The organism is Hymenobacter qilianensis (assembly GCF_014489555.1).
Lineage (GTDB): Bacteria > Bacteroidota > Bacteroidia > Cytophagales > Hymenobacteraceae > Hymenobacter > Hymenobacter qilianensis.
The window spans coordinates 3751058-3767885 of the sequence record NZ_CP060784.1 but is presented as its reverse complement, the minus strand read 5'-3'; the positions used below and the strand labels follow the sequence as shown (position 1 = coordinate 3767885).

The following is a 16828-nucleotide window of genomic DNA, read 5'->3' as shown; positions in this document are numbered from 1 at the left end:
CCAAAATCAGAATGGCTTTTCCTGCCTGAGTTCAGGCAGGAAAAGCCATTCATCCGTAGAGAACTTCTTTATTATATCTCGATTGCATCCACCGCAGCTTATCCTGCGCCTTCGCTTCGCCATGAAATTTCAGCTTCTGCTCTTTGGCTTTTTGAGCCTGCTACCTATGAAGCTGGTGCTGGCTCAAACGTCAGTAGCCGCTCCTGATTCAGCCCATTCAGCACCTAATCCGCTCACGTTCTACGGCTTCTTGGATGCTTATCATGGCTACGATGTCCCCCAACCACCTACCCCCGACCGACCATCGTTTCTCTACTCACACGACCGTCAAAACGAGTTTGCGGTGAATAACGCCTTGCTGGGCGTGCGCTATCAAAACCTTCGGGTTCGGGGGCTTTTGGCCTGCATGCGGGCACGTATGTAGCGGCCAACTACGCGGCCGAAGATCCTGTTCTCAAGCATATCTACGAGGCCTACGCTGGGTTTCGGCCTTTTGAACACGCCTGGATTGACGCTGGCATTTTCACGTCACACCTGGGCTTTGAATCGGCCGTGAGTAAGGACAACTGGACGCTGACCCGTTCGCTTATGGCCGAGAACTCGCCCTACTACGAAGCCGGCGTACGTTTCACCTACGAATTTGCCCCCCAACTTACGCTCACCGGCTTGGTACTCAACGGGTGGCAGAACATCCGCGAAAACAACCGCAGCAAAGCATTTGGCACACAAGTTCAGTGGCAAATCAACGACAAGCTACTGCTGAATTCCAGCACCTTTTTGGGCAATGAGCAGCCTACCGACTCCGTACGCCGCCCTCGTTTTTTTCATGATTTTTACTTACGCTACACCCCTATCTCACAGGTTAGCTTAGCGGTCGTTTTCGACGTAGGCAAGCAAGAAAAAGCCCCCCAGAGCACCGGTTACGATACCTGGCACACGGCGGCAATACTGGCGCGCTACCAATTCAACGATGCCTGGGCCATGGCCGCCCGAGCCGAATACTACGCAGCCGCTCATGGGGTCATTATTGCATCCATAGCGCCGGCTCCTACCGATTCTGATGTTTTGGTAGCTGGGGGCTCGCTCAATCTGGATTATGCGCCCAGCCCTCAGGTGTTGGTTCGGTTGGAAGGCCGCACGCTCCAGGCCGCCGATCCAACCTTTTTGCGCTCCTCCAAACGCCTGGTCAGCGGGTATGCGAATCTCACTTCCTCCATAGCTATTTCCTTTTAGCTGTTTGGTTGCAAGCATGTAAAGTGATTGGATGCGCAGGTGCATCAGTTATTTTGAAAGCCGAAACAGGCTCATTTCGAATGAATTGACAGAAAGTAGATAGGCGAAGTAAAATATTTCTGCTTTGGGTAAATCCGGTTGCCATAGTTGGGGCGTAAATGCCATCAACCTCAAAAACCCACCTTCAATTCATCCTAAAGCATGAAACGCAAAAAGCTTTCTATTGCCCTTTTTTGCCTAATTGGTACCGCAACAGTGCAATCGGCTCACGCCCAGGCCCAGATGGCTATGGCCAATATAATGGTAGGTGGCCAGGCTATGCTTCCTAGCAAAAACATTGTTGCCAATGCTCTTAATTCTGCCGACCACACCACGCTTGTAGCCGCTGTAAAAGCTGCCGGCTTGGTTGAAACGCTGCAGGGCAAGGGTCCTTTTACCGTATTTGCTCCAGTGAATGATGCCTTCGAAAACCTACCCGCTGGCACAGTCGAGTCGCTGCTGAAGCCAGAAAATAAGGCTCAGCTAAGCAAAGTTCTGACTTACCACGTGGTAGCCGGCAGCATGACCGCCGACAAAATCATGGCTGCCATCAAGGCCGGCAAAGGCACTGCGACACTCAAAACAGTAAGCGGCGGCACCTTGAAAGCTACCATGAATGGGCCCAAAAACGTAGTCCTGATGGACGAATCGGGCAATACTTCTACCATCTCTACCTACGACGTAATGCAAAGCAATGGCGTAATTCACGTCATCGACAAAGTGATGCTGCCTAAGTAGGCTTCCCTTGCATTCCGCTTATTTACAGCATACAAAAAGGGCCTTTCCTCATATGGAAAGGCCCTTTTTGTATGTCAAAATTCCGTAGCGCTGAGCTTCTGTAACGCAACCTACCGCTTGAAGTAAACGGTGAAGGTAGAGCCTACGCCGACTTCACTTTCTACTTCAATTTTGCCCCCCACATTCTCTACCATCTTCTTAACCATGTACAGACCGATGCCGCTGCCATCTACGTGGTCGTGGAGGCGCTGAAACATGCCAAAGAGCCGCTTTTCATTATTGGCTAGGTTGATACCTAAGCAATTATCCTGCACTGTGAGCACCGCGTAGCCATCCTCCTCGCGGCACTGTAGCCGCACGTGCGGCGCCCGCTCCGGCGAACGATATTTGATAGCATTGCTGAGCAGATTATAAATGACACTGCGCAGGTTTTTTTCGGCAAAGGATACCGCCGGGCAATTGGCCACATTTACTTCCAAAAGGCCCTCCGCCTCGCGCAGCAGCGGTTCCAGATCCAGCCGCACATCCTCAATAATAGGCTCCAGCTCCACTAGCTCCAAGGGCTGCACCTGTTCTTTTTGCAGCTTGGTTACCTCCGTCAGGTGTTCGATGGTGCGCTTAAATCGCTCCACTGAGTCCTGCATCATGGCCATAATGGGCTGCACCTGGTCAGCCTGCTGACTGTCAGAAGCGCCACTCGGTATTTCTACCAGCAAGGCCTGCAACAACCCTTCAATATTGCTGATGGGCGCTTTTAAGTCGTGGGAAGCAGTGTAGATGAAGTTGTCCAGATCCACGTTGGCACGCGTCAACTGATCGTTATTTTCGTGTAGCTGGCGCTGGGCCTGATCTATACGCTCCAGTGCCAGCTTGTGCTCGTGAATATCAGTGAAAGTGCCAATCCACTGCATAATTGCCCCCTGATCATTGTAGGAAGGTAGCGCTCGGCCCAGCATCCAGCGGTAATTATCGGCGCCGTCGCGAAAGCGGTATTCTATCTCAAATGCCTCCCCGGTGCGCAAGCAGTGCTGCCAGCGCGCCCTTGCCAGGCCCGCATCATCCGGGTGTAGGCGAGTTTCAAAGCCCTCATCTAATCCGGACTGAATGGGCTTACCAATAAAATCAAACCAGCGTCGGTTGAGGTAGGTGTTTTTACCCTCCACATTAGCCGTCCAGGCAATCTGCGGAATTCCTTCCAGCATTCGGTTGGCTTCGGCGGCAGCCTGCTCCATTATGAGGCGGGCGGCTTCCTGCCGCTTCAGCTCTTCATTTTTGCGGTCAATAACCTCGTTTTGCTCAGCTACCTGCGCTCGGATGGCCTTTATTTCCCGTTGGGCCGAGAGGTTGGTTACAATCACGGCCAGGGCAGGCGCTTCATTGAATTCCAACACGTTCATCGACAGAGAGAAGGGCACCAGTACGCCAGCCTGGGTTTGCAGGGGCAGCTCGCCCTTGCTTTTGCCTGCCCAACCCGCTACCAGCAAAGCGTCCCAATAGGCGCGAAAGTCAGCGGGGACAAAGTCGTTAAAAAAGCCCCCCATCAATTCCTCTAGTGCGCAGTCGAGCAGACGGGCCAGACTAGCGTTGCAATAGAGAATCATGGAATCCTGGCTGAGTAGCAGCGCCCCTTCACTCATCTGCTCAATCAGAGTTCGGTAAACCTGATCGGCGCCTTGCAGGGTATAAATACGAGGGCCATCGGTTCCCTGCACCGCCAGCGCATCTACCGACCCCGACCGAATAGCAGAAATGAGTTCCTCAGCTTCCTGTAGCTGATAACGCAATTCCTCGTTTTCACGGGCTAAGTCAGTAGATAAGGGCGGCAGGTGTTCAGCCATTCGTGCTGTTGCGGTCAGATGGCGATGTCAGCCCCAGCGCGGCCAGCACTCGCTCCCGATTTGAGAGGTCACCCACAAGCCGACGAATCAGCCCAGGGCGCTTTTTGACTAACGTGGGTACTCCAATAAGCTGCTCTTGTTGGGCTAGCTCAGGCTGTTGGTATATATCTACGATAATCAACTCATATCGGCCTTGCAGATACAACTCACAGATTTCCTTGATGTTTCGCACCGCCCGCGTCGAATTAGGAGTAGCTCCGGTTATGTATAGATGCAGTACGTACTCGGCCGCTTCCGGCTCTTGTTCCAAACTTCCTTCTGCCTCCATTCTATCGGGTTAGTTTGCTCTCTATAGGCCGGATGTCTAGCCCCACCAACACACGCTCTTCATTAGAAAGGTCACCAATAATTTTGCGAATAGGCACGGGCACTTTCCGCACCAGCGTAGGAATAGCCAATATTTGGTCGCCCTCAGCTAACTGAGGGTGTTGCAGTAGGTCAATTACTTCCAATTTATAACGCCCTAGCAAGTGCTGTTCGCAGTACTTTTTTAGGTTGGCTATGGCAGCCACCGATTTGGGAGTCTGACCGGCCACGTATAGCCGCAACTCCCAATACTCCTTATCCATGCCCTCAGTCGTCGTATCCGGGTTCGTTTCCATCACAGGATAAGAGGCTTATTGATTATTTGATTTGGTATTGTGGCCAGGGGCTCCCCGACCCGACATTTCACTTACGGCGGCTGTTCTGCCTTCGGTAAAAGTCTGGTGCCGGGTTAGCTCCTCACTATTGATTTGCCGCAACTCTTCTTCGACTGATTCAAACTCCGTGCGCAAATTAGCAATAGTGGCTTCCAACACGCGGCGCCGACGCTCCAGCTCCCTGTCTTTGCGCTCCAGCTCTTGCCGAAGTGCCAATTCTTGGGCCTGCTCCTGTAGCTGCTGAGTAAGGCGGCTGGCCCCAGTTACAATGCCTGTTGGCCCGATTACGACGTCCAGGAGTTGAATTCCGTGGTCAGTAACCACAAACTCGCGTACTTGATTGGAGTGCGACATGCCCCGCGATTTCAGAATGCTGAGGCCGCGGTTGCGCTCACCTACGCCTTCCAGATCCCGCACGCTAATCCACGTATCGACTAACGATGACACGCCCTCTTCAGTCGCGTCCAGCTGATTGGTGCGGCCGCTGATAAGAGCCGTAAACAGGGCCGTGATGTTGTTTACTTTCAGGAAATCAATGAGGCGCGTGAGCATGCTGCGCACCTCGTTAACATTACCGACGTTGATCAGATTGCTGATCGGGTCAATCACGACTGCATCAGGCTTGAGCTCCTTCACTAGCTTATGAATAACAACCAGGTGCCGCTCCAGGCCATTCAGCGTAGGCCGCGACGCTTCAATATGCAGCAACCCTTGCTCGATCCAGGGAGCTAAATCGACGCCGACTGAGCGCATGTTGCGCACCAACTGCTGCGGCGACTCTTCGAAGGCAAAATAAAGACAGCGCTTATTCTGGCTGGCAATTTGGTTGGCAAAAGCAGCAGCCAGCGTGGTTTTGGCCGTGCCAGCGGTGCCCGTCAGCAGGATACTGCTGCCTTGATAAAACCCTTTCCGACCAAACATCTCATCGAGAGCCGGAACACCAGAGGAAACGATCTGATCGGATACTTCATGCTCCAGCTTGAGGGAAGTTACAGGCAGCACGGAAATGCCTTCCTCACTGATCAGATATGGATACTCATTCGTACCGTGGGTGCTGCCGCGGTACTTTACCACGCGTAGGCGCCGGGTGGTAATCTGGTCAATAACGCGGTTGTCGAGCAGAATTACACAGTCTGACACGTACTCTTCCAGCCCTTGCCGGGTTAGTGTACCATCGCCCCGCTCAGCGGTGATGACGGTAGTAACGCCCCTATCCTTAAGCCAGCGGAACAACCGACGGATTTCTGACCGCAAAACAGCTTCATTCGGAAAACCGCCAAATAAAGACTCAATCGTATCCAACACGACACGCTTGGCACCGATTGAGTCGATAGCATAGCCCAGTCGGATAAACAGGCCTTCCAAGTCGTACTCACCGGTTTCCTCAATCTCCGAGCGGTCAACGTGTACGTGGTCAACACGCAGCAGCTTCTGCTCCTGAAGAGCCGGCAGATCGAAGCCCAGAGAAGTAACGTTGGCGGTGAGTTCTTCGGCCGTTTCCTCAAAAGCCATCAACACGCCCGGCTCGCCAAACTCCAGTGCTCCCCTCACCAAAAACTCAATCCCCATCAGGGTTTTGCCACAGCCAGCGCTGCCACAAATCAGCGTCGGGCGGCCTTTGGGCAAGCCACCTTCCGTAATTTCATCTAACCCCTCAATTCCCGTCGGCGCTTTGGGTAAGGTAGGCAACTCAGCAGGGGAAGAAGTCTTTTTGTCTTGCATGAAATCGAAAATTTACCAGAATCGAACGCCGCTTTCGAAGGCTGCTTTCTCAGTCTTTTAATCCGTAGAAGTGCGCCTAAAAGCTATACAGTTAGCAAATACGCAGTAAACTGGCGTAACCAGAATTTACTACCATACTTAGCATAATTTCTTATTACTGATTGAGCCGATAATAGTTGAGTTTGGCATTACAAATAGTGCGCCTCATGCTCAAAGATGAATCTTTAAATTTAATGCGCCATTGACGAGCTGCTAATAGTGCTACTTAGCATTTGAATTATGCGGCCATATACTCCACGAGTTTGAGTTAAATACTCTTTTAACTCAAGTCTTGAATAGCGGAAGGCGCCTACAGCCCAAGTGGTTATCTGGACACAGATGTACCTATCATGAAGCCACACAAAAAAGCCCCCCAGTCAGATGTTGGGGGGCTTTTTTGAGAAGTATCAACTACAAGCGTTTCTCCTGTGTTGGCTTTATTGATACCGGACCCGAAAAGAACCCTCGGTGAAGCGAATCATCTCTCCTTGCTGGGACCAGGGCGCATCGCGCCGCAGTGCAGTGTTAAACGTGCCTTCCACAACTTTCTGGATCGTATCAAGCCGGGTAATCAGCAATTGCGTTCCGGACAGAGAATCGGCTGTGTAGCCATCGACAAGCACATCGCCGCCGAGGAGCGCGGTCCACGTGGCCGGAATGGACGACAGCGTGGTGGGGGATTGAACAACCGTTACCAAGGGCTGCTCTGAAGGAACGGTGAACCCCAGCCGCAGGTAAGCTTGTATGGCGCTGCCGTCGCTTTGCGCCCCAAACACATAAAATTCGCGTTGCGCTTTGTCGTAGACACCAGAGCCGGGTACGAGCCAGGCGGTGCCGTCCTTGTTGGCCTTAACATAAAACTCAGGCTGAGGCTGCACCGATTCAGGCGTACATGCTCCGCCTCCGCATAACAGAACAAGACTGGCAATTACGCCATAAAGGACTCGTTTCATACTCCATTGAATTATGATTCAGGAGTAAGATTCGCAGCGAGCCTGAAAGGTTGCAAACCTCTAAAAACAAACAACCCCACCCGAGATGGGTGGGGTTGAAGCAGCATTTGAGCCTCCTGCCGGGATCGAACCAGCGACCTACTGATTACAAGTCAGTTGCTCTACCAGCTGAGCTAAGGAGGCGAAATGGTGGCGCAAAACTAGTGCCTTGCGACCATTTTGCAAACTATGAACGCACAATTTTTAATTGTTTTTTCAACGCGTCGATGCGCAGTTTGGCTTCGTCGATGCGGCCTTGGTATTCTTCGCGCAGCTGATTAGCGTTTTTGGAACGCGCAAAGAACTCAAGGTTAGTCTGTAACGTGGCGATGTCGTTTTCCAGCTCGTTGATGTCGCGACGCAAGCCCTGCTCCTTTTTGTAAAGAGCCTGCTGCGCATCAGGACCCGACTTGAGGCGCTCAACTTGCAGTTGAAACAGCAAATCACCCCGTTCGGCATAGGCAAGGCCCGGCACCGTGTCGAGGTATTTGCCCATGAGCGTCTGGAATTTCTCCTCCGCCCGTGGCCCGCCCGAGGCACCGGAGGCGCGCCACTCTGCTACGAGCTCCCGAAAGCCTTCGATGGTTCCGGGATTATCGGCAGTAAGGGCGGCTACGGTGTCGGCTACACGGTCGAGGTGGGCAGCCTGCTCCTGCGATACAATTTGGGCCTTGACTTCGCGCTGCTTGGCTTCCTGATTTTTACGGTCAAAAAAGGCATCGCAAGCGGTGCGGAAGCGGTTCCAGACTTTATCCGACTGCTTTTCGGGCACGCGGCCGATCAGCTTCCACTCTTTTTGCAGCCGAATAACAATTTCGCGGCCCTCTTCCCAATTAGGATTTTCAAGAGCCGCCTCCGCCTGATCGCATAGCTCCAGCTTACGCTTGAGGTTCTGGCCTTTCTCTTCGTCGAGGGCTTTAAAAAACTGATTTTTGCGCTGGAAAAAGCCTTTATAAGCACCCCAGAACTGCTTGTTGAGCTGATCGGCTTTTTCGCGCGGCACGAGGCCGGCAGCATCCCAATCTTCTTTCAGCTTTTGCAACTCGTCGGTTTTGCTGCGCCACTCGTTTACCCGCTCCGTCTGGAACTCCCCGAACGATCTGATCTGCTCCAGCAGTGCCGTTTTGCGGGTCAGATTCTCGTTTTCCTGGGTTGAGCGCGTATCGAGGAAGCTTTTCTTGCGGTCGTGTACCTGCTCAGAAGCTTGCAGAAAGCGCTGCCAGATAGCGTCGCGCTGCTCATTTGGCACAGGACCAATATGTTTCCACTCTTCATGAAGCTGCCGCAGCTCTTGCAAGGCCTTATTAATGCTGGGCTGCTCACTGAGGGCTTCGGCACGGCGCAGCAGCGCTTCCTTCGCCTCCAGGTTGCGGCGGCGGTCCAGCTCCTTCATTTCGAAGAAGAGGCCGCGATTGTTATAATAAATGTCGAGCAGGGCGTGATAGCTGTTCCACAGCTCCTGGGCATCCTTCTGAGGCACCGGGCCGGTGGTTTTCCAGTCGTTTTGTAGCGTTTTGATGCGCGCAGAGCTATCCTTGGTCTCCGCCGACTCTACCAATAGCCGCAATTGGGCCAGCAGCTCCTGCTTGTGCGCTAGGTTTTTGGCACGCTGCTCGTCTTCGGCACGCGCGTCGCGGGCGCGGTTCTCGCGAAACTCCTGCATGGCCTTTACCAACTCGGCGTGACCAGCCGGACCCTGATACGATGCATCCGCATCAGGTGCGGCGGCCTCTTCCACCCGCTGACGATCAGCAGCCAACGCGGTTTCGTACTGACGATAAAAATCCGTGATCTGCTTGCGGTTGCGCTGGGCATCAGCTCGATGCACCATATTCAGCAGGAATGACGCTTGCGCGGCCAAATCAAGCTGACTGAAATCGGGGCCGTGGATTTCGGCCACCAGTTCCTCCTCTTCTTCGCCTTCGTGGGCAGCTGCTGCTTCGTGCGCTACGGCCGCTGATGCTGTAGCGGAAGTAGGCAAGGAAGCAACCACGTCAGGAGCATTTTCCAGGTCTTCGGCCGTGCGAATCGCGATAACTGGCGCCGCTTCCGATTCCGGCTCCTCAGGGTCCGTGGTTTGCCCGGTTAAAGCTTCCGGCTCGGGCGTTATGGCTGCCTGGGGGCTTTTTGATCCGATAAGTCATTAGCCGCACTTCCTACGCTGGCTGGCATAGCCTCCGGCTCAGGCGTAATAGGCGCAGCAGCGTGCGTAGCCGTTTCCACACCGGGGTTCTGCAGCCCATAATGTGCTTCGGCCCGGGCCAGCGGTTCAGAGATTGGCTCCTGAGTTGAGGGCGCATCGGGCGTTGCGTGGCCCGAAGCCTCGGGCGCTACCTCGGCGGCAGGTGCCTCGGCTGTGCCGGCTCCCTGGGGGGCATTTGCGATGGGTGGTGTACCTTGTGAGGGACGCTCCGTGATTTCGTCGGTGGTGGTAGAAGGTGCCGTAGCGGTAGTTTCGGCCGGAATGTTGGCCGCGAGAGCGGGCACCTCCGTGGGGGGCACGGGCTGCGCCGCAGGGTCTTCTTTAGCACGAATCTCGGCCAGCCGACGCTCCAGAATGCTCATCGGCGACTCCGATGCTTCGTCGGAGTGTAGGGGGTCGGTGGTGTGGTTGTCAGGTAGCATAGTTCAAAGGAAAAGGCCGGCCCCGAAAAAACAATGGGCTCGGCAGTGGGGGGCTAATTCAGGCGTGGATCTGTGGGATAGTTAGATAAAATCCGGTACCGACCGCCTTTTTCGCGCAGAATGGACTGCCAAAAGGCATCAGTAGTCAAAGTAAAGACTTTCTCGGCAGCATTGGGATGCACTATCCAAACATTTTCGCGCACCTCCTCCGCCAACTGGTCGGCCGTCCAGCCCGAATAGCCCGCGTACAGGCGCACGTCTTCTTCCCCAACCTCGCCACTGAGCAGCAAGCCCAGCAGCACTTCGAAGTCGCCGCCCCAATAGACATCGTGCCCCAGCGCTACGGCACCCGGCACATCGGCGCGGCGGTGCAGATAATGGAGCGTATCGGGCTGCACGGGCCCGCCCAGGCCCAGGGGCAGGCGGGCGGCGGGCAGCACATCGCCACCGGGCAGCTCCAGCACATCGCCCAGCAGCAGGTTGGTGTCCCGATTAAGCACTAAGCCAAATGAGCCTTCCTCATCGGTGTGGCGGCACAGCAGCACTACGCTGCGCTCAAAATTAGGATCGCCCAGGAAGGGCTGCGAAATCAATAGGCTTCCAGCTTTCATAGGTCAAGCTTCTTTTTAGAATACGTTAATTTAATCAGCCTAACCTTACAGACCGCTAACACTGACCTTCCGCTACGATTCTGTGGTCTGCCTCAATTACAGGTATATATTATTGGTACGTCGGGGGAATAGGCTAAGGTTCCCGGAAATAAACCGGCCGCGCAAAATAGCCTGGTGCCCGCCATGCTCATTACAACGGCGCGGTGGCATATAAATGGTGAAGGTGCCTGAACTAATTTCTGAATAATTTGCGCCCGTTATCAACTGCAACCATGCCCGATAAGCTGGCCATATTTGAACGTAGCGCCGGCTTTTTGGCGAGCAAAATCTGCATCTGCTGCATCGGTAAGGGACTTGGTCGGTTTATGCCTGGTACCCAAAGTGCCGTTAACGCATTCAAAATTCGCATTCTATGACTGACCAGCAACTGGCCGACCTGCGCAAATCGTACGCTCAACACACACTCACGGAGGCTGATGTGCTGCCCGATGCCGTGCACCAGTTTAGGACCTGGCTAAATGAGGCCCTCGCTGCCCACCTCGATGAGCCCACGGCCATGACCTTGGCCACTGTTGGCGACGACGGGCAGCCTACCACGCGCGTGGTGCTCCTCAAAGGCCTCCCCGACGACGCCGGGTTTTTGTTTTATACCAATTACAACAGTCGCAAAGGGCACGAATTAGCCTCCCATCCGCAGGCAGCGCTTAACTTTTTCTGGCCCGGCCTGGAGCGCCAGGTGCGGGTGGAAGGACGCGTGGAAAAAGCCCCCAGGAGCTATCAGATCAGTATTTTCAGAGCCGGCCGCGGGCCAGCCAGGTAGGAGCCTGGGCCTCCCCGCAAAGTCAGGTAATCGGGAGCCGGGAGGAGTTGGAGCAGCGGGAGCGTGAAGTAGAGCAGCGCTTTGCAAATGAAAACCCGCTGCCGCTCCCGCCGCACTGGGGTGGCTTTATTTTGCGCCCCCACCGCGTGGAGTTCTGGCAGGGCCGCCCCAGCCGCCTCCACGACCGCATTTTGTACGAGCGGGTTGGCAACAAGTGGAAGCGCAGCCGTTTGGCTCCCTGAGCATCACACCAAGTAAAATTAGCCGGTCAGACCGCGCCTACTACCTTTACGCCTCCATATTTATCCTTTCCGAGTGGCTGAAATTCAACCCGTGCGCGGCTGGCGCTATAATTCAGAGTTAAGTCAGCATATCGATGATTACGTGTCGCCATTGTTCGATGTAGTATCGGCCAAGCAGCGGGAGGCGCTGTACCGCAACCCGTTAAACAGCATTCATTTATCGGTGCCACGCGGGGAGGATGCCGCTACTGAAGCGGAGCGTCGGTTGGCAGTGTGGAAGGCCAAGGGCGTGTTGTGCCAAGATGAGCTGCCGGGTATTTATGCCTATTATCAGTATTTCCGGTTGCCGGGCAACACCCAGGAGTATTGCCGCAAAGGATTCATGTGCCACATCCGGGCCTATGACTGGAGTGATGAGGTAGTACTACGCCACGAAAACACCTTGCCTGCCTCCGTAAATGACCGCGCTGAGCTGCTGGCACGCACCGAGTTCCAAACCAGCGCCACCCACGGGCTTTACCGCGACGAAGATTTTGAGCTGGAGCGCTACCTCGACGAGGCCATGCGCGACCCGCTGTATCAGACCGAGGAAGACTACCAGGGCGCTCGCGACGTGCTGGCGGTTATTCAGGATGCGGCTATTATTCGGCGATTTCAGGAGATTCTGGAACCCCGGCAGGTGATTCTGGCCGATGGCCACCACCGCTACGAAGGCAGTCTGGCTTACCGTCAGGCGCGCCTGGCCGCTGACCCGCAGGCCACGGGAAAAGAGCCCTGGAATTATCATTTGATGTATCTGACCAATTCGGCGGCCAACGACCTGCGCATTCTGCCTACCCACCGCTTGCTGCTCGAGATGCCCAATGCCCTCAGCGATGAGGAGTTCATCACCCGCCTCGAACCTTATTTCACCATTTTGCCCAAAGACGACGCCTACGATTTACCCGAAATAATTGCGGGCAAGCCTTGGGCCTTTGGACTGTATCTGGGGGGCAATTCTTACAAAATCCGGCTGCGGCCCGAAGTGCACGCGCAACTCGCCTGGGATACTACGCCTGAAGTAAAAGCCCTGGATCTGACCGTGTTGCACTACTTCGTACTGGAGCGCGTGCTGGGTATCGCAGGGCCCGATGCGCAGCGCTCGTGGCCGGGCATTGCGTACGTGCGCAGCTTCACCGAATGCCTTACCCGCGTCGACCGGGGAGAGGCGCGTGCCGCCTTCATAACCAATGAGGTAACCATGGCCGAGGTGGAGCGCGTGTGCCATAGCGGAGCCGTAATGCCCCCCAAGTCCACTTTCTTTTATCCCAAAACCATCGGTGGTTTCCTGTTCACTTCTATTCACGATGAGGAAGCTGACCACCCGTTTCAGGTATGAGTGTAGTCACCAAACTAGTGCTGGCGTCCAACTCGCCGCGCCGCCGCCAGCTGCTCACCGATCTGGGCATGACCTACGAAATCCGCCTGCAGGAGGTAGATGAAACCTACCCCGATCATCTGCGTCGCGCCGAGGTTGCTGAATACTTAGCGGCTCACAAAGCCGCCGCTTACGCCCCCGATTTAGCCCCCACGAAGTAGTCCTCACGGCCGATACCATTGTGTGTCTGGAAGATGACGTGCTCAACAAGCCCGCCGACGAGGCCGAAGCCAAACACATGCTCTCTCGCCTGCAAGGCCGCGCCCACGACGTATTTACGGGCGTCTGTTTGCTCAGCGGCAACGGCCAGCGCACGGTTTTCTCCGACCAGACCCGCGTTCATTTTCGCGCCCTCTCCCCTGCCGAAATTGAGTTTTATGTGCGCAACTTCAGCCCCCTCGACAAAGCCGGCGCTTACGGTGCCCAGGATTGGGTGGGTATGGTAGGCGTGACGCGTCTGGAAGGCTCCTACTTCAATGTAATGGGCTTGCCCGTGCATCGGGTGTGGGAGGAGCTGGCGAAACTGGGGTTGGTGGCTGTCTGATTTTCCTAAGGTGCAGGCTTACTTTGGCTGCGGCCCCTCGCCTACGCGGGCATAGGCATACGCACCTATTTCCTGGGCTGTATGGTAAGTATCGAGGCCGGAGACGCAGGCTGTTCCAGCCTCACCTAGATTAAGCGTGCCGTCGGCGGCCAGCAAATCGACGGGCAGGTATATTTGTTCAATTTTGCCCACCAGCAAGGTGGTTCCAGTGGCCTTTATGGGTATTTCCTCCACCAGCCGCAGGCCCATTTTTATCTGGCTTTCGCGCACGTACGGCGCCGGAAAGCCGTCCAGAAATTCAGCCCCCAGTCCACACTTCTCAAACTCAGATTCATCCTCCGGGAAAGGTGCCGACGTGTAGTGGGCCGCCGCTGTAAAGTCGGCGTGTACGTGGTTGATGGTGTAGCAGCCGCTGGTCTTGATGTTGTCGTAGGTGTGGCGCGCCACGCTGGTAGGACGGGTAAAAATGCCGATGTAAGGCGGATTGGAGCCCAGATGCACCACGGAGCTGTACATTGCCAGATTGGTGCGGCCATCAGGCGCGGCCGTCCCGACGAGGTTTGCAGGCTTGTAGCCGGTGATGGAGTTAATCAGATTGAGACGGAAAATCTTCTCCATCGCCTCAATATCCTGGGCTTGAATGCGCTTCATGGGGGGCAAATTGAGCGGAGTTAATTCGCTTAGTTATGGTTGGGCTAGTGAGCAAACGCCAGAACAGACGCGTGGCACTATAACCGCGGAAGGCCGCAATTGACCGTCTCTTCTGTTCAAATTATTTAGAAGAGGTAGTCATGCAGAGGCGGAACCGAAGCATCTGGCGTGCTGACGATGGATTACTAATCTAACGGCGCGAGCGAGATGCTTCGCTGCCGCTCTGCATGAAGCTACTTAACTGAACCGTCGATAGTTCATATGGAAATTATCAATGCCCCCTGGCGAGCAATACAACGCCGGCTATTATCAACCCCACGCCCAGCACCTGGCCCAGCGTAATCTGCTCGCGCAGCACCAACCAGCCCAGCACGGCGGCTATAGCCACGGAGCCACCCACGATGATGGGCGTACCCACCGAGGTCGGCGCTCCTTTGGTGAACACGTAAAAGGTCAGAATTTCGGCGACACCCACGCTCAGGCCGGCCAGGCAGGAATACAGTACGCCCGTTTGGGAAATGCTCACTGTCTGCCGCGTCGTCTTGATATAAAGCAGCAAAAAGCCCCCCACCGCCGCCGCAACGAGTTGCAACAGCACAGCGCCGGCAACCTGGTGAATATTGCCCGAGGCCAGCTTGATAAAGAAATTGTAGAGCCCCAGGCAAAAGGCCGTGATGACCGCCAGTAAAAGCCAGTTCATGCAGCCGGCTTTAAGTCAGGCGGTGTAATAAATCCTGCTGGGTATGCTGCCAGTCTTCGGCTGCCTCATTCTTGGACCACATCTCCTGCAGCTGCGATTTTTTGGCCACGGCCTGCACGGCTTGCTGGGCCATCTCGCGCAGGTCTTCGCTTTCGGCGGCGTCGAGCTTCTTGATCACCGGAATCAGATCGGCGGGGAAATCGCGGGACGGCTTGCCCAGAATGGCGGCTACAATTTCGGCGGCAGCCAGAGCTTCGCTGGCCGCGTCTCCATCGATAAAGTCTTCTTCCTCAGCCACTGCAACCAGCGCTTCCAGCAGTTTCGCTTCGTTGTGATTATCGCGGAAGTCTTCGGCGAAGTCGGCCGCCGCGTCGTTGTCGAAGTTGTAGTAGCCCCAGGTTCCCATGCGGTGTATAGTTAAGGTTTATAGCTAGTACGGTAGCTTTACCGTATGGACTTCTTTTTTGTTATCTGGGGAGGTATTCTAGCCTTATTTATTTTTAAAATCATTAAGCATATCCGCGATGCAACAAGGCTGAGAAAGGACGGAATCAAAACTACTGGCGTAGTTATAGGCTCCAAAATACGTTGGAGCAGAACGACTACTGTGCACCCACGAATCCAATTTACAACCCAATTGGGTGATGTTATAGAGGTTGAAGGGTATACCGGAATATCTATTCCGGTCTATAGTAAAGGGGAGAAAGTAACCGTTTACTATGAAGCTAGTAACCCCAAAAACTTCACCTTAGATTCAGATTTTGAGCGGGCTACCCCCTATCTAATGCTCTTTTTAGTTGCGGTAATGATCGCCATCTTTATTGGTCAGCATTTCGCCGAATGATTTTAGGCACCTACTTAAGCTTCTCCTTCAGAATCTCCAGCTCCACGGCGGGCGAAATCTTCTCGTAGAGAATGTGATAGGCCGCGTTGGTAATCGGCATGCTCACTTTCAGTTTCTTATTCAGCTCATAAATACTCTTGACGGCGTAGTAGCCTTCGGCCACCATGTTCATCTCCATCTGCGCCGACTTCACGGAGTAGCCGCGGCCCACCATGTTGCCGAAGGTGCGGTTGCGGGAGAACTGAGAGTAAGCCGTAACTAGTAAGTCGCCGAGGTAGGCGCTGGCGCTGAGGTCGCGCTGGTTGGGGCTGAGGGCGTAGAGAAAGCGCCGGATTTCCTGCACCGCGTTGCTGACCAATACTGCCTGAAAATTGTCGCCGTAGCCCAGGCCGTGGGCGATGCCGCAGGTCAGGGCGATGATATTTTTCATCACGGCGCAGTACTCAATGCCGTCGAGGTCGGCGGCGGGGTGCGCCTTCACGTAGCGGTTGCGCAGGAGCTGGCAGAAGTCTTCGGCCAGTTCCAGATCGGGGCCGCCGATGGTGAGGTAGCTCTGCTTTTCCAGCGCTACTTCCTCCGCATGACAAGGGCCGGCCACCACGCCCAGCTGCTCCACGTCGAGGCGGAAACGCTCGGCCACGTAGTCAGTTACCAGCACGTTTTTGCCCGGAATCATGCCCTTGATGGCCGAAATGACGCGCTTGTCGCGGAGGGCGTCGCGGTCGAGCTTGTCGAGGGCGCCCTGCACAAAGGCGGCGGGCACGGCCAGCACCAGCCAGTCGGCATCCTCCACTACTTCCTTCAGGTCGGTGGAGGGGAAAACGCGATTCAAATCGAAGGCCACCGACGAGAGGTAGCGCGGGTTGTGACGGGTGCGCAGCAAGTGCTGCACATCATCTTTGGAGCGCAGCCACCAGCCCACTTGAGCCCCATTTTCAGATAGTATTTTTGTCAAAGCAGTGGCCCAGGAGCCCCCGCCGATCATGGCTATTTTTTCCACCAAACAAACGTATTGGAAGGCGCAGTAGCACCTTCTCTAGTTAAACGACTTAAACCGGCCTCGCATCCAAAC

General features: G+C 54.9%; 17 protein-coding genes, 1 tRNA gene and 2 pseudogenes. 7 read left to right on the top strand and 13 right to left on the bottom strand.

Annotated elements, in window-relative coordinates; translation table 11 throughout:
* Positions 1-121: 121 nt before the first annotated feature.
* The 3 genes from H9L05_RS16985 to H9L05_RS16975 all read left to right on the top strand — a co-directional run bounded on the left by H9L05_RS16985 (position 122) and on the right by H9L05_RS16975 (position 2010).
* A complete protein-coding gene (locus H9L05_RS16985) occupies positions 122-424 on the top strand; it encodes a hypothetical protein (protein WP_187731931.1) in 303 nt (100 codons plus the stop codon).
* Complete coding sequence (locus H9L05_RS16980; RefSeq protein ID WP_187734314.1) at positions 403-1233, top strand: outer membrane beta-barrel protein; 831 nt, start codon at positions 403-405, stop codon at positions 1231-1233. The genes H9L05_RS16985 and H9L05_RS16980 overlap by 22 nt, the downstream gene beginning before the upstream one ends.
* A 201-nt stretch (positions 1234-1434) precedes the next feature.
* On the top strand, positions 1435-2010 hold the full coding sequence (locus tag H9L05_RS16975) for a fasciclin domain-containing protein (RefSeq protein WP_187731930.1): 576 nt from the start codon (positions 1435-1437) through the stop codon (positions 2008-2010).
* A 110-nt stretch (positions 2011-2120) separates the two neighbouring features.
* On the opposite strand, the gene H9L05_RS16970 is transcribed toward H9L05_RS16975, so the two are convergent.
* From H9L05_RS16970 to H9L05_RS16930, 9 genes are all read right to left on the bottom strand, one after another.
* Complete coding sequence (locus H9L05_RS16970; RefSeq protein ID WP_187731929.1) at positions 2121-3848, bottom strand: sensor histidine kinase; 1728 nt, start codon at positions 3846-3848, stop codon at positions 2121-2123.
* On the bottom strand, positions 3841-4176 hold the full coding sequence (locus H9L05_RS16965; protein WP_187731928.1) for a circadian clock KaiB family protein: 336 nt from the start codon (positions 4174-4176) through the stop codon (positions 3841-3843). The genes H9L05_RS16970 and H9L05_RS16965 overlap by 8 nt, the downstream gene beginning before the upstream one ends.
* A 1-nt stretch (position 4177) precedes the next feature.
* Entirely contained in the window at positions 4178-4510 is a 333-nt protein-coding gene (locus H9L05_RS16960; RefSeq protein WP_223284525.1) for a circadian clock KaiB family protein, read from the bottom strand.
* Between the two features lie 15 nt (positions 4511-4525).
* A complete protein-coding gene (kaiC, locus tag H9L05_RS16955; protein ID WP_187731927.1) occupies positions 4526-6271 on the bottom strand; it encodes a circadian clock protein KaiC in 1746 nt (581 codons plus the stop codon).
* A gap of 476 nt (positions 6272-6747) precedes the next feature.
* On the bottom strand, positions 6748-7263 hold the full coding sequence (locus H9L05_RS16950) for a hypothetical protein (RefSeq protein WP_187731926.1): 516 nt from the start codon (positions 7261-7263) through the stop codon (positions 6748-6750).
* A 110-nt stretch (positions 7264-7373) separates the two neighbouring features.
* Positions 7374-7446: transfer RNA gene (locus tag H9L05_RS16945), tRNA-Thr, on the bottom strand.
* A 43-nt stretch (positions 7447-7489) separates the two neighbouring features.
* On the bottom strand, positions 7490-9295 hold the full coding sequence (locus tag H9L05_RS16940) for a DUF349 domain-containing protein (RefSeq protein ID WP_187731925.1): 1806 nt from the start codon (positions 9293-9295) through the stop codon (positions 7490-7492).
* 113 nt (positions 9296-9408) lie between these two features.
* Positions 9409-9927 carry a hypothetical protein gene (locus H9L05_RS16935; RefSeq protein ID WP_187731924.1) on the bottom strand — a complete coding sequence of 173 codons (519 nt, stop codon included), beginning with the start codon at positions 9925-9927 and terminating at the stop codon, positions 9409-9411.
* Between the two features lie 53 nt (positions 9928-9980).
* On the bottom strand, positions 9981-10538 hold the full coding sequence (locus H9L05_RS16930) for a YqgE/AlgH family protein (protein ID WP_187309461.1): 558 nt from the start codon (positions 10536-10538) through the stop codon (positions 9981-9983).
* A 412-nt stretch (positions 10539-10950) separates the two neighbouring features.
* Here H9L05_RS16930 and pdxH point away from each other — a divergent pair.
* The 3 genes and pseudogenes from pdxH (at position 10951) to H9L05_RS16915 (ending at position 13561) form a co-directional block, all read left to right on the top strand.
* Positions 10951-11600: pseudogene (pdxH, locus tag H9L05_RS16925) on the top strand (pyridoxamine 5'-phosphate oxidase).
* Between the two features lie 73 nt (positions 11601-11673).
* Positions 11674-12978 (top strand): DUF1015 domain-containing protein, encoded by a 1305-nt coding sequence (locus H9L05_RS16920; RefSeq protein ID WP_187731923.1) that lies wholly within the window; start codon positions 11674-11676, stop codon positions 12976-12978.
* Positions 12975-13561: pseudogene (locus H9L05_RS16915) on the top strand (Maf family nucleotide pyrophosphatase). The gene H9L05_RS16920 and the pseudogene H9L05_RS16915 overlap by 4 nt, the downstream one beginning before the upstream one ends.
* An 18-nt stretch (positions 13562-13579) precedes the next feature.
* On the opposite strand, the gene H9L05_RS16910 reads toward H9L05_RS16915, so the two are convergent.
* The 3 genes from H9L05_RS16910 to H9L05_RS16900 all read right to left on the bottom strand — a co-directional run bounded on the left by H9L05_RS16910 (position 13580) and on the right by H9L05_RS16900 (position 15318).
* On the bottom strand, positions 13580-14212 hold the full coding sequence (locus H9L05_RS16910) for a flavin reductase family protein (RefSeq protein WP_187731922.1): 633 nt from the start codon (positions 14210-14212) through the stop codon (positions 13580-13582).
* A gap of 271 nt (positions 14213-14483) precedes the next feature.
* Complete coding sequence (locus H9L05_RS16905; protein ID WP_187731921.1) at positions 14484-14912, bottom strand: EamA family transporter; 429 nt, start codon at positions 14910-14912, stop codon at positions 14484-14486.
* 10 nt (positions 14913-14922) lie between these two features.
* Complete coding sequence (locus H9L05_RS16900) at positions 14923-15318, bottom strand: DUF4259 domain-containing protein (RefSeq protein WP_187731920.1); 396 nt, start codon at positions 15316-15318, stop codon at positions 14923-14925.
* Positions 15319-15363: 45 nt separating this feature from the next.
* Here H9L05_RS16900 and H9L05_RS16895 point away from each other — a divergent pair, with 45 nt between their 5' ends.
* Entirely contained in the window at positions 15364-15756 is a 393-nt protein-coding gene (locus H9L05_RS16895) for a DUF3592 domain-containing protein (RefSeq protein ID WP_187731919.1), read from the top strand.
* 10 nt (positions 15757-15766) lie between these two features.
* Here H9L05_RS16895 and H9L05_RS16890 read toward each other — a convergent pair whose 3' ends face one another.
* Positions 15767-16741 (bottom strand): NAD(P)H-dependent glycerol-3-phosphate dehydrogenase, encoded by a 975-nt coding sequence (locus H9L05_RS16890; protein ID WP_187734313.1) that lies wholly within the window; start codon positions 16739-16741, stop codon positions 15767-15769.
* Positions 16742-16828: the final 87 nt, after the last annotated feature.